Here is an 11,917-nt window from a genome sequence, read left to right as displayed (position 1 = left end):
TCTCCGGTTCAGGCGTCGAGAATCATCGCGGAGTAGGTCGCCTCGGCGACCAGCACACCATTGACCCGCGCCTCACCTTCAAACTTCCAGACCGGACCCCGGTTGCGAACCTTGCGGACGTGCACCTTCATCTGGTCGCCAGGAACGACAGGCTTACGAAAGCGCGCATTGTCGACAGTCATGAAGTACACAAGCTTGCCTTCCGACTCGGGACCGAGAGTGGCAACGACCAGGCAACCGGCCGTCTGCGCCATGGATTCGATGATCAGAACGCCCGGCATCACCGGCCGTTTCGGGAAGTGCCCCATGAAGAACGGCTCGTTGATCGAGACGTTCTTCACGCCGATGCAACTGACGTCCGGAATGATGGCGTCCACTCGATCGACCATGAGGAACGGATAGCGATGCGGGATCAACTCCATGACCCGCATGACGTCGATATCGATTCCGACCTCGGTAGCCCGAGTTTCTTCCGCCTGACTCATGCTTCGCCGCCTCACCCCTCGCCTTCGGAACGCCGCCCGAGCCTTTTGAGCGCCGCAATCTGCCTGCGGAACTCCCTGGCTGGAACAGCTGGTGCCCCGCCTACCACGGCGCCCGCAGGAATACCGCGAGTAACCCCGGACTTCGCGGCAATCTGAACTCCATCGCCGATCTCGATATGACCGGCAATGCCAACCTGCCCTGCCACGACCACCCGATTTCCCAGTCGGGTGCTTCCGGAGATCCCGACCTGGGCAACGATGATACAACCGCTGCCGACCACAACGTTGTGGCCTATCTGTACGAGATTATCAATCATGGTACCCCGACCGATGACAGTATCGGGGCCGCTTCCACGGTCGATCGTCGTGTTGGCGCCAACCTCCACGTCGTCCTCGATGATCACCCGCCCGAGTTGCGGCACCATGAAGGGACCGTCACGGTCCATTTCAAACCCGAACCCCGGCTGCCCTATTCGCGCGCCCGGATACACGAACACCCGGGACCCGATCCGGGCATGGCTGACGGACGCACCGGCGCCAATGCGCGTTGCCTCGCCAATCTCGACGGCATCACCAATCACCGCGTTCGGGCCGATTTCCGTCCCGGCCCCGATGCGAGCGGACCGCCCGACCACCGCTCCGGCGTGGATCGTCGCCGAAGGGTCGATCTCGGCCGTTGGGTCGACACCCGCATGCGGGTGGATACCGGGTTCAGCCGGCACCCTGGGAAAAAAGGCGTGGCCTATCCGGGCAAAATTGCGACGCGGGCGCGGAGTTACCAGCAGGGCCAGCCCGGCGGGCGCCTGATCGACAAACTCCGGGGCAACGAGGCACGCTCCGGCGCGGCAGGTCCGAAAACCATCGATGTAGCGTCGGTTCTCGAGAAAGCTCAGATCGGCAGGTCCTGCCGCATCAAGCGCCGCCAGGTCCGATATCGGACGATCGACATCCGTCGCGCCGACCAGTTCAGCCCCCGTCATCTCCGAGAGTTCGCCGAGAGTGAACGGACCGTGCGACTTGAAGAATCGAGGATCGGTCATCGCGCAAGTCCTACTTCAGAGGCGGAAGGTCGATCTTGATCGTCGGCAACCGCTCGTTCAAACGCTGCAGGGTCTCCTCCGAGACGTCCAGGGACTTCTCCGCGATGACGATCTGGCTCTTGAACAGGACGAGCTTGATGCCGCGTTGCTCGGCCAGTTCGGCCACAACCGAGACAAGCGCCCCGCGAAGCTCGTTCATCGCGGCCGCGAAAGTCTCATCCAACTCGCGCTTGCGCATCTGCACCTTGCGCTGAACGTCCGCAACCTGCGCCTGGAACTCGCGAACCTTCTGTTGATAGGCGTCGGGTGCGAGGACCGTCCGCTGCTGCGCCAGGTCCTGCTCCGCCTGACGCAGGCGCTTTTCCTCCGAGGAAACCTGCGCCTGGTAAGCCTCCCGGCGTTTCTCGATCTGGTCCTGAACGCCCTTGGCCGCCTGGGCAGCGCGCATGATGCCTTGCACGTCGACCACGGCGATCGGCAACTGAGCCGCCGACGTCTGTGCCAGTGCCGGCCTGTCGACAGCAGACCAGGACAGCAACATCACAATCAGGCAACTGGCCGCAAACCGCGCCATGATGATCGACCGCATTAGAAGCGTGTGCCGAAACTGAACCTGAACAGCTCGGTCTTGTCGAAGTCTTCCTTGAGCACGGGCTGTGCTGCGTCGACCCGGATGCGGCCGAACGCCGTTACGAACTCCACACCAAGCCCAACTGACGCCCGCACCGATGTCAGGTCGCGAACCTCTGCACCGCTGGCATCGACGTTCCACAGGCTGCCGACATCGGTAAAGACGAACGCACGCAGCCCAAGGTCCTCGGGCAATCCTGTCGGAAAGGTCAGTTCGGCCGACCCCACGTAGTACTGGTTGCCGCCCAAGGCGTCGCCGGTGACGACGTCGCGCGGACCGACGCCCGCCTTCTCAAAGCCCCGGAACGTGTGCCCGCCGATGAAGAAGCGCTCGCCGATCGACACGTCCTGACCGAGGCCGATGATGTAGCCGGCCTGCCCCAGGAACGCCAATCCCCAGATCTCATCGATCGGGTAGTAGTAGGCGCTCTTGCCCTTCAGGCGCAGGAAGCGCTCGTCTCCGCCGGCTCCCGCCGCCTCGGAGGTGAACTGCAGAATGTAGCCGTCGCGGGGATCAACGCGACTGTCGCGCTTGTCGTAGGTCAGGGTCTGACCGACCTGTGAGACGACGGTCTCGCCTTCCTGCTCCTTGATGAACCGCGAGGCGTCGCTGTCGATATCGGTGATTTCGGTGCTCTTCAGGGTGTAGTTCACGGTCTGCCGGAGATCCGGGGCCAGATCATAGCCGGCACGGAGCGAACCACCCGTTCGCACTTCATCGTACGAACTCTCTTCCTGTTCACGCTCGATACGGAACAGATCGAAGCCAGCCGAGACATCGCGACCCAGGAAATACGGTTCGGTGAAAGAGATGTCGTACTCTGTCGAGCTGGCCGATCCCGAGACGCCGAACCGCAGGTCCTGGCCACGCCCCAGCAGGTTGCGCTCGCGAATGCCGACGTCGCCGATCACGGCCTCGACGGATGAGTAACCGATGCCGAACGAGATCTCGCCCGTCGGCTGCTCTTCGACCGCGACCTGGACATTGGTGCGATCCGGCGCCGAACCTTCGGAGTTCGTCACTTTGACCGACTTGAAAAAGCCCAGATTGCGAATCCGGCGCTCGGAACGGCGCATGTTCGAGACGTTGAACGCGTCGCCTTCAACGAGGTTCATTTCACGGCGGATGACCCGGTCCAGGGTTCGCACGTTCCCGACGATATCGATCCGGTCGACGAACACCTTGCTCGCCTCGCCGATCTGATAGGTGATGTCGATGGTTCGGTTGTCGGGGTTGCGTCCGGCCTTCGGGCGGACGTCAACGAACGCGTATCCAAGATTGCCAAGTTTGTCGGTGATCGCATCGACCGAATCATCAACCTTGGTTGAATCGTAGCGTTCACCCTCCTCCGTCACGAGCAGCTCTTTGAGGTCTTCCTCGGTGATCCGCGGCAGCGCGATCTCGAAGCCCATCTTTCCGAACGTGTACGGTTGACCCTCCTCGATCGTGAAAGTGACCACGAACGCTTCCCGGTTCGGGGTCAGTTCGGCAACGGCGGAGAGCACCTGGAAGTCGGCATAACCGCTTTCCAGATAAAACCGGCGCAGGAGTTCGCGGTCGAAACTGAGACGATCGGGATCGTAGGTATCCGCGTTGGACAGGAACCGATAGAACGCGGATTCCTTGGTCTGAATGACCCCGCGCAACGTTGAGTCGCTGAAGCGCTTGTTGCCGACGATCGAGATTGTCTGAACCGGCGTCAGTTTTCCTTCATTGATCTCGAAGACCAAGTCGACGCGATTCTGCGGCTGCTGAATCACCTTCGGTTCGATCGTGACGCCATACCGGCCGGAGCGGCGATAGATCTCAACGATCCGCTGGACGTCCTGCTGGACCCGGGTCCGGGTGAACACCACCCGAGGGCGCAACTCGACCTCGCGCGACAGCTCCTCGTCCTTGATCCGGTTGTTACCCTCAAACGCCAGGCGGTTGATGATCGGGTTCTCCACGACATTGACGATCAGCGCATCGCCTTGCCGGCGCATGGTCACGTCGGCGAACAGACCGGTTGCAAAAAGCGCCTTCAACGATCGATCAAGTCGCTCCGGATCGAACTGGTCGCCCGGCTGGATCAACAGGTAGGAACGAACCGTTCCGGGGTCGATCCGCTGTGTGCCCTGCACCTGCACTTCGGACACCGTGCCTGCGCCACTCTGGGCAAGCACTGGCCCGGTGGCCAGCAACCCGACCGCGAAAGCGATCACTCGAAACCAGAGCTTTATCGAAGACGGCAAAGGCCGGCCCCCTATCGGCGGATGGATTGGCGTCGCAGCGCGCGGCGGGGACTATAGCGGTCGGCTCTCGCGGCGCAAACCGAAGAAATCACAATTGTTTACCCGAGCAGCGACCCTAGATAGGTGACGACGTTGAGTTGAACCAGATCGTTCCATGTCACGAACAGCATCAGGGCGATCACAAGGGTCAAACCGGCCATCGACGCCCACTCCTGCGCCCGTTCACCAAGAGGGCGCCCGCGCAGGGCTTCCACCCCGTAGAACAGCAGATGACCACCGTCGAGAACCGGAATCGGGAAGAGATTGATCAGACCGAGATTGATCGAGAGCATCGCGACGAACCAGACCGTGGTTATCCATCCGCTCTGCGCGACATTGCCTGACATCTGGGCGATTCGCAGCGGGCCGCCCAATTCTTCGGTGCCGCGCGTGCCAGCGATGATCTGCCCGACGACATCCAGCGTCTGTCCGACAATCGACCAAGTCTCGGTTGTCGCCACCCCAACTGCGGAGAACGGATTCAAGCGCTCGATACTGACCTGATTGGAGCGGACACCGAGACGGCCAAAGGTGTGCTGTGTGCCGAAGCGATCGGTCTCCGTGACTGGTTCCGGGATGATCGTGACATTCTGACGCTGACCGTCACGCTCGATCACCATCGGCAGCGGTTCGCCGGGTCTGCTGAACACCACCCGGCGTAGGTCGGAGAACTGCTTCACCGACGCGCCATCGGCGGACACGAAGACGTCGCCGATCCGGATGCCGGCCTGCTCGGCCGCGGAACCCGCTACGACCTCGTCGACGACCGGCGGGGCATAGGGTCGCCCGACTATCGCGTACAGCCCGGCCAACAACAGGATCGCGAACAGGAAGTTGGCGATGGGACCAGCCGCCACAATGGCCGCGCGCGCCTTCAGGGACTTGTGGTGAAACGACACGGCACGCTGCTCCGTGGTCATCTCATCGAGGCCCGTGGCGCCGGTGCTGGCTGGATCGGCATCGCCGAACATCTTGACGTATCCGCCCAACGGGATCGCGGAGATCCGCCACCGGGTGCCCGATGCAGCTGTCCAACCGAACAACTCGCGCCCGAATCCGACAGAGAAGACCTCGACACGCACACCGGCTCGGCGCGCGATCAGGTAGTGTCCCATCTCATGCACGAACACTAGGATCGTCAGGATGATGAGGAACGGGATGACGTAGTCGACGAGTCCGGCGATCATGCCTGAAAGTTCCTTGGTTCGGCCAATGTTCCCGCCCGTTTCCGGACCTTAATCCGCGGCACCGGCCGACGCAACGCGCGCGGCCCGGCGGTTGCCGATCAATCCACGGTCAATCAATCCGGTTGCCGTCACGCGCGCCGCCCGGTCAGCCGCCGCGACCGCTTCAAGGTCGTGCACGCCAGTGGACGGCAGCGTTTCCAACACCGCTTCGACGACCGACGCGATCTCGGTAAACCCGATCCGATGGTCGGCAAACGCGGTGACGGCTTCTTCATTGGCTGCGTTCAGCACGACAGGCGCCGACCCACCCGCCCGCAGCGCATCTCGGGCGAGCCGAAGCGACGGGAACCGTATGGGATCAGGGGCTTCGAATGTCAGTTGCGCCAGCGCCGCCAGGTCAAGCCTGGGCGTCGGAGCCATCATCCGGTCGGGCCAGGCCAATGCGTAGGCAATAGGTGTCCGCATGTCCGGTGACCCAAGCTGCGCGAGCACCGACCCGTCAACATAGGCGACCAGGCTGTGCACGACGGACTGGGGATGAACCAGGATATCGATCCGGTCCTCCGGCATCGCGAACAGGTGGTGAGCCTCAATCAGTTCGAGGCCCTTGTTCATCATCGTCGCCGAATCGATTGAGATCTTCAGACCCATCGACCAGTTCGGGTGTGCGATCGCTTCTTTCGGGGTCTTGGTCGACATCACGGCGCTCGACAGGGTCCGGAACGGCCCACCGGATGCGGTCAGGATGATCTTCTCGACTGCTGACCTGCGCTCGGTTTCAAACACCTGGAAAATCGCGTTGTGCTCGGAGTCGACCGGCAGGATCGTTGCGCAGGCGTCGCGCGCCTCCGCCGCAAACAGGGCGCCAGCGCAAACCAGCGCCTCCTTGTTGGCCAGGGCGACCACGCGTCCCTGCCGCACCGCGGTCAGGGTTGGAGCAAGCCCGGCAGCCCCGACAATGGCCGCCATGGTCCAGTCGGCGTCGCGGCGAGCCGCCTCGTCCACGGCATCGGCGCCGGCGGCCGCCTCAATGCCGGTCCCAGACAGCGCCATTTTCAGGGCCGGCCACGAAGCATGATCAGCGACAGCGGCAAACTCGGCCCGTGTCCGAATCGCTTGGTCCGCGAGCAGGGCAGCGTTCGAACCCGCCGCCAACGCCACCACACGGAATCGCTCCGGGTGACGCTCCACCAGGTCCAAGGTGCTGCAACCCACCGAGCCGGTGGACCCCAGGACACTGATACGCCGTTGTGACGGTCCGCTCACCACTCGAGAATGCTCCGGCCACTTACGTGCACGGCCAGCGCGACCAGCGGAAGAACCGCGATCTGCCCGTCCACCCGATCCAGCACGCCGCCATGCCCGGGAATCATTCGACCGGAATCCTTCACCCGAAACATGCGCTTTACCGCCGACTCCATCAGATCCCCAATTTGCGCCACAACGGCGAGAAGTGCCGCGATGGGTGCGAGCACCCATGGATTGACGCCTTCCACCACGGCGGATGCAACCAACGCTCCGGACACCGCCGCAACCACGCCACCGGCAAGCCCGGCCCAGGTCTTTGATGGGCTTACCGATGGCATCAGCTTCGGTCCACCGATCGTCCGTCCAGCGGCATACGCCCCGACGTCGGTGAGCACCACGGTTGCCAAGGCCCAGATCACCGTCTCAAGTCCGAGCGGTGGATTGTTTCGAAGCCAAAGTATCGCAATGCCGGGCAGGGCAACGCTCATGATTGCCACCGCCAGCCAGGGCGCCCGCGGGACCTTCATGAACCGACCGGCGATGATGAGGCCAAGCGCCCAGGCTACGGCGACCGCCACGCCTTCGTAGGGTCCGCGCATCACCATCCAGGCAAGGGCTATCGCCGATCCAGCCAGAACCAGACTGCGCGCCAGCATGCGACCGGGCCGCTCGGCGACCAGGCTACCCCACTCCCACGCCATCAGGCCGCAAACCATCGCGACGCCGAGCTGAAACGCCGGCCCGCCGGCAAACACCGTCGCCGCTGCGGCCGGGACCATGACCATCGACGACACCACGCGCAACCGCAGGTCGCTTCTGGCGGGACTGCCGATTCGATGGCTTGCGTCGTCCTTCATCCACCACCCTGCCCGGTTGCGCGTCCATAGCGACGGTCGCGACGGGCGAACTCGTCCAATGCTTCCTCCAGGTGCTGGAGCCCGAAATCCGGCCACAGCACGTCCAGAAACACGAACTCGGCGTAGGCAATCTGCCACAGCAGGAAGTTCGAGATCCGCTTCTCGCCGCTCGTTCGGATCAGCAGATCCGGATCCGGCAGGTCGGCAGTATACAGCCGGGACGCTACCACAGTTTCGTCGATCGCGCTGGGATCCAGGCGACCGGCGGCTACGTCCTCGGCCACCCGACGGACCGCGCCGGTCAGTTCCCGGCGGCCGCCATAGCTCAGTGCGATAGTCAGAACCATCCGGGTGTTGCCCGCGGTCAGGCGCTCACCGTTCTCGATCAGCGTCACGATGTCGTCGGAGAACAAAGTGCGATCGCCGATGACCCGGAAGCGTATGCCGTCCTTGTGGAGCTCGGCTATTTCGCGGCGCAGGTAGAAGCGCAGCAACTCCATAAGATCGCCGATCTCCTGCGCCGGCCGACTCCAGTTCTCGGACGAGAAGCCGAACAGCGTCAGGTATCCGACCCCGAGTTCGCATGCGGCACGCACCGTACGCTTGACGGCCTTCGCGCCTTCCCGGTGACCGAAGCTGCGCGGCATGCCGCGAGCCCGCGCCCAGCGACCGTTGCCGTCCATGATGATGGCAACGTGCAGGGGACGGTCACCCTCCCCGAACTGCGGCGCGGCATCCACCATGGATCAAACCTGCATGATGTCCTTTTCCTTGGACGCCAGCGCCTCGTCGATAGCCTTGACGTGCTTGTCCGTCAGCTCCTGGATCTCGTCCTCGTAGAGCCGGCGCTCGTCCTGGCTGACATCTCCGTCCTTCTCGGCTTTCTTCAGATGGTCCATGCCATCGCGGCGCACGTTGCGGACCGCGACCCGGGCACTCTCCGCGTACTTCGACGCGACCTTGACCAGCTCGGTTCGGCGCTCCTCCGACAGGTCCGGCAGCGGCACGCGGATAAGCTGTCCATCCGACTGCGGGTTCAAGCCCAGGTCCGATTCCCTTATCGCCTTCTCCACCGCCTTCGACATCGCCCGGTCCCAGACCTGGACCGAGATCATCCGCGGTTCCGGGACGCTGATCGTCGCCACCTGGTTCAACGGCATCCGGCTGCCATAGGCCTCCACGTGGATCGGCTCCAGCAAGCTGGCCGATGCTCGGCCGGTCCGCAAGCCCGAGAACTCGGCTTTGAGCGCCACCACCGCACCGTCCATACGCCGCTCGATGTCATCGAGATCGAGGTCCGCCATGTCCCCTACTCCGCTATGATCGTGAACCGTCCCTTGCCTTGAACCACCTCGGCAAACGCGCCGTTATTGTGGATCGAGAAGACGAGGATCGGAATATCGTTCTCGCGTGCCAGCGAGATCGCAGATGCATCCATGACCTTCAGGTCGCGCCGCAGAACGTCCATGTAGGTCAGCCGATCGTACCGCTTGGCATCGGGAACCTTCATCGGGTCGGCATCGTAGACGCCGTCGACCTTCGTCGCCTTGAGCAGCGCCTTGCAGCCCATTTCGGACGCCCGTAACGCAGCTGCGGTGTCGGTCGTGAAAAAGGGATTGCCGGTGCCGGACGCGAAGATGACAACGCGGCCTTTCTCCATGTGCCGCATTGCGCGACGACGGATGTACGGCTCGCACACGGCCGCGATCGGCAGAGCCGACAGAACGCGGGTCGGGATGTTCCGGCGTTCCAGGGCGCTTTGCATGGCCAGCGAGTTCATCACCGTGGCCAGCATACCCATGTAGTCACCGGTCGCCCGTTCCATGCCGGACGCAGCCGACGATATACCCCGGAAGATGTTGCCGCCGCCGATGACGAGACAAACCTCGACCCCGGACGAATGGACCGACTCGATCTCGCCGGCCACCCGGTCGACCATCTCCGGATCGATCCCGTAGGCGAGGCTGCCCATCAGCGCCTCGCCCGAGATCTTCAGCAACACCCGGGAGAACGGTCCAGGTGTTGCTGGTTGGTCAGTGCTGGAGCCCATCGCCCTTGTCCCTCCGGTCGCCGGCGTGTCCGCTCCTGTTCTACATCAACCCGTGAGCGCTGCCACTTCCGCCGCGAAGTCGGTCTGCTCTTTTTCGATGCCTTCGCCCAGTTGGAGCCGCGCAAAGGCCTTCAGGGTAACCGGAGCGCCGACATCCTTGGCAGCGGCCTCGACCACCTTCTTGACCGGGGTCTCACCGTCGATCACGAACGCCTGCTCCAGCAGGACGACTTCCTGGTAGAACTTGCGGACACGGCCTTCGACCATCTTCTCGATGATGTTGTCGGGCTTGCCCGAGGCGCGCGCCTGCTCGACCAGCACCGACCGCTCACGCTCCACCAGGGTCTGGTCGAGATCGTCGGTCGACAGGCTCTGCGGTGCCGCAGCCGCGATGTGCATGGCGATCTGCTTGCCGAGGTCGGCCAGCTTCGCCTTGTCACCCGTGGACTCAAGCGCCACCAGGACGCCGATCTTGCCAAGACCCGGACGAACCGCGTTGTGGACATAGGGAACCACGACGCCGTCGCCGACCGACAGCGCAACCGCGCGGCGGATCGACATGTTCTCGCCGATCGTCGCGATGTTGTGGGTCAACTGCTCGCCAACGGTGCGCCCGGTGCCCGGGTATGCAATGTCCTTCAGGGCCTCAACGTTGGCGCCGTTGCTGAGCACCAGAGCCGTCACCGTCTCGGCGAACGCCTGGAAGCCGTCGTTGCGTGCGACGAAATCGGTCTCGGCGTTGACCTCGGCGACCGCACCCTTGGTACCGTCGACCACAACACCGACCAGGCCTTCCGCCGCCACGCGCCCAGATTTCTTGGCCGCCGCCGCGAGTCCCTTGGTGCGGAGCCAGTCGACCGCCGCCTCCATGTCACCATCGGTCTCGTTCAGCGCCTTCTTGCAATCCATCATGCCGGCGCCGGTCTTCTCGCGCAGTTCCTTCACAAGGGCTGCCGTAACCGCCATCGTTCTGTTCCTCGTCGTTCGAATTGGGTGGCGGCGCCGACCTTAAGCCGGCGCCGCACTCACTCTCAATGCTCAGGCCCAGCGCTCAGGCGCTGGCCGGCTCCACAACAGCTGCTTCGGCGGCCGGCTTCGCTTCGTCATCGGCTGCACCGACAACCTCGGCTTCCAGCGCCGGTTCCGACGGTGCTTCGGCGCTCTCGCCGACATCGTCACCCGACGCCATCATCTCGGCCTGAAGACCGTCAAGCACGGCGCTCGCGATCAGGTCGCAATACGTCGCGACCGCACGCATCGCATCGTCGTTGCCGGGAATTCCGTACTGCACGCCGTCGGGGCTGCAGTTGCTGTCGAGCACGGCGACCACCGGGATGCCGAGCTTGTTGGCCTCCTGGATGGCCAGTGCCTCCTTGTTCGTGTCGATCACGAACAGGATGTCCGGCAAGCCGCCCATTTCCTTGATGCCGCCCAGAGCGCGCTCCAGCTTCTCGCGCTCGCGGGTCAAGCCAAGGGTTTCCTTCTTGGTGAGACCCAGGCTCTCCGGCGAGTCGAGCAGGTCCTCAAGGTCACGCAGGCGCTTGATCGAGTGCGAAATCGTCTTCCAGTTGGTCAGCATGCCGCCGAGCCAACGATGGTTCACGAAATACTGGCCCGAACGCTTGGCCGCCTCGGCGACCATGTCGGAAGCCTGCCGCTTGGTGCCGACGAACAGCACACGGCCACCCTTGGCGGTCGTATCGCGGACCGCCTGCAGCGCGCGGTGCAGCATCGGCACGGTCTGGCGCAGGTCGAGAATGTGCACGTTGGTGCGCACGCCAATGATGTACGATTCCATCTTCGGGTTCCAACGACGGGTATGGTGACCGTAGTGAACGCCAGCTTCGAGGAGCTGACGCATAGTGAATGCGGGTAGAGCCATGGTAAACCTCACGTTTTCCGGTTTCGCCTCCACGGGTCTTGGTCGAGGCGACGCCTCGACACCGGAGCGACGGCTTACGGTCGGTGTGAATCGGCCGAAAGCAACCGCGGGCCCGTGTGCGGGATTGAGCGGGCGCCTATCTACTCCGGCCAGTCGGATTTGGCAAGCATTCGGCAGCTCGATGTTCACCGTGGGGTGTATAGCCACAGCCGTGCTTGTGCAGTGCGGGACAGCCCGGGCCGGCGATCTGGGGGACCGCATCGC

12 protein-coding genes are annotated in these 11,917 nt (G+C 63.6%); all 12 read right to left on the bottom strand.

Annotated elements, in window-relative coordinates; genetic code table 11:
- Nucleotides 1-8: 8 nt before the first annotated feature.
- On the bottom strand, nt 9-485 hold the full coding sequence (gene fabZ / locus RIC54_RS00810; protein ID WP_350097756.1) for a 3-hydroxyacyl-ACP dehydratase FabZ: 477 nt from the start codon (nt 483-485) through the stop codon (nt 9-11).
- A gap of 11 nt (nt 486-496) precedes the next feature.
- Nucleotides 497-1,465 (bottom strand): UDP-3-O-(3-hydroxymyristoyl)glucosamine N-acyltransferase, encoded by a 969-nt coding sequence (lpxD, locus tag RIC54_RS00805; RefSeq protein ID WP_350150432.1) that lies wholly within the window; start codon nt 1,463-1,465, stop codon nt 497-499.
- A gap of 70 nt (nt 1,466-1,535) precedes the next feature.
- Entirely contained in the window at nt 1,536-2,114 is a 579-nt protein-coding gene (locus tag RIC54_RS00800) for an OmpH/Skp family outer membrane protein (RefSeq protein WP_350097760.1), read from the bottom strand.
- A complete protein-coding gene (bamA, locus tag RIC54_RS00795; protein WP_350097762.1) occupies nt 2,114-4,390 on the bottom strand; it encodes an outer membrane protein assembly factor BamA in 2,277 nt (758 codons plus the stop codon). The genes RIC54_RS00800 and bamA overlap by 1 nt, the downstream gene beginning before the upstream one ends.
- A gap of 98 nt (nt 4,391-4,488) precedes the next feature.
- Nucleotides 4,489-5,616: an RIP metalloprotease RseP gene (rseP, locus tag RIC54_RS00790; protein WP_350097764.1), complete on the bottom strand. Its 1,128-nt coding sequence runs from the start codon at nt 5,614-5,616 to the stop codon at nt 4,489-4,491.
- Nucleotides 5,617-5,664: 48 nt separating this feature from the next.
- Nucleotides 5,665-6,882 carry a 1-deoxy-D-xylulose-5-phosphate reductoisomerase gene (locus tag RIC54_RS00785; protein WP_350097766.1) on the bottom strand — a complete coding sequence of 406 codons (1,218 nt, stop codon included), beginning with the start codon at nt 6,880-6,882 and terminating at the stop codon, nt 5,665-5,667.
- Complete coding sequence (locus tag RIC54_RS00780) at nt 6,879-7,721, bottom strand: phosphatidate cytidylyltransferase (RefSeq protein WP_350097768.1); 843 nt, start codon at nt 7,719-7,721, stop codon at nt 6,879-6,881. Before RIC54_RS00780 ends, RIC54_RS00785 begins: the two co-directional genes overlap by 4 nt.
- Complete coding sequence (locus RIC54_RS00775) at nt 7,718-8,464, bottom strand: isoprenyl transferase (protein ID WP_350097770.1); 747 nt, start codon at nt 8,462-8,464, stop codon at nt 7,718-7,720. The genes RIC54_RS00780 and RIC54_RS00775 overlap by 4 nt, the downstream gene beginning before the upstream one ends.
- 3 nt (nt 8,465-8,467) lie before the next feature.
- On the bottom strand, nt 8,468-9,025 hold the full coding sequence (gene frr, locus RIC54_RS00770) for a ribosome recycling factor (RefSeq protein WP_350097772.1): 558 nt from the start codon (nt 9,023-9,025) through the stop codon (nt 8,468-8,470).
- Nucleotides 9,026-9,030: 5 nt separating this feature from the next.
- Entirely contained in the window at nt 9,031-9,771 is a 741-nt protein-coding gene (gene pyrH / locus RIC54_RS00765; RefSeq protein ID WP_350097774.1) for a UMP kinase, read from the bottom strand.
- Between the two features lie 45 nt (nt 9,772-9,816).
- Nucleotides 9,817-10,737: a translation elongation factor Ts gene (tsf, locus tag RIC54_RS00760; RefSeq protein WP_350097776.1), complete on the bottom strand. Its 921-nt coding sequence runs from the start codon at nt 10,735-10,737 to the stop codon at nt 9,817-9,819.
- A gap of 85 nt (nt 10,738-10,822) precedes the next feature.
- On the bottom strand, nt 10,823-11,653 hold the full coding sequence (gene rpsB / locus RIC54_RS00755) for a 30S ribosomal protein S2 (RefSeq protein ID WP_350150404.1): 831 nt from the start codon (nt 11,651-11,653) through the stop codon (nt 10,823-10,825).
- Nucleotides 11,654-11,917 lie beyond the last annotated feature (264 nt).

Source organism: Thalassobaculum sp. (genome assembly GCF_040219215.1).
Lineage (GTDB): Bacteria > Pseudomonadota > Alphaproteobacteria > Thalassobaculales > Thalassobaculaceae > Thalassobaculum_A.
Note: the sequence above shows the minus strand (reverse complement) of the source record. Positions and strands in the feature narration are given on the sequence as shown.

Excerpts from the sequence above, each read along its gene's own strand:
- RIC54_RS00780 (WP_350097768.1), bottom strand. The coding sequence starts at position 7,721 with ATGAAGGACGACGCAAGCCATCGAATCGGCAGTCCCGCCAGAAGCGAC.
- lpxD (WP_350150432.1), bottom strand. The coding sequence starts at position 1,465 with ATGACGGGGGCTGAACTGGTCGGCGCGACGGATGTCGATCGTCCGATA.
- frr (WP_350097772.1), bottom strand. The coding sequence starts at position 9,025 with ATGGCGGACCTCGATCTCGATGACATCGAGCGGCGTATGGACGGTGCG.
- RIC54_RS00775 (WP_350097770.1), bottom strand. The coding sequence starts at position 8,464 with ATGGTGGATGCCGCGCCGCAGTTCGGGGAGGGTGACCGTCCCCTGCAC.
- pyrH (WP_350097774.1), bottom strand. The coding sequence starts at position 9,771 with ATGGGCTCCAGCACTGACCAACCAGCAACACCTGGACCGTTCTCCCGG.
- rseP (WP_350097764.1), bottom strand. The coding sequence starts at position 5,616 with ATGATCGCCGGACTCGTCGACTACGTCATCCCGTTCCTCATCATCCTG.
- rpsB (WP_350150404.1), bottom strand. The coding sequence starts at position 11,653 with ATGGCTCTACCCGCATTCACTATGCGTCAGCTCCTCGAAGCTGGCGTT.
- RIC54_RS00800 (WP_350097760.1), bottom strand. The coding sequence starts at position 2,114 with ATGCGGTCGATCATCATGGCGCGGTTTGCGGCCAGTTGCCTGATTGTG.
- fabZ (WP_350097756.1), bottom strand. The coding sequence starts at position 485 with ATGAGTCAGGCGGAAGAAACTCGGGCTACCGAGGTCGGAATCGATATC.
- tsf (WP_350097776.1), bottom strand. The coding sequence starts at position 10,737 with ATGGCGGTTACGGCAGCCCTTGTGAAGGAACTGCGCGAGAAGACCGGC.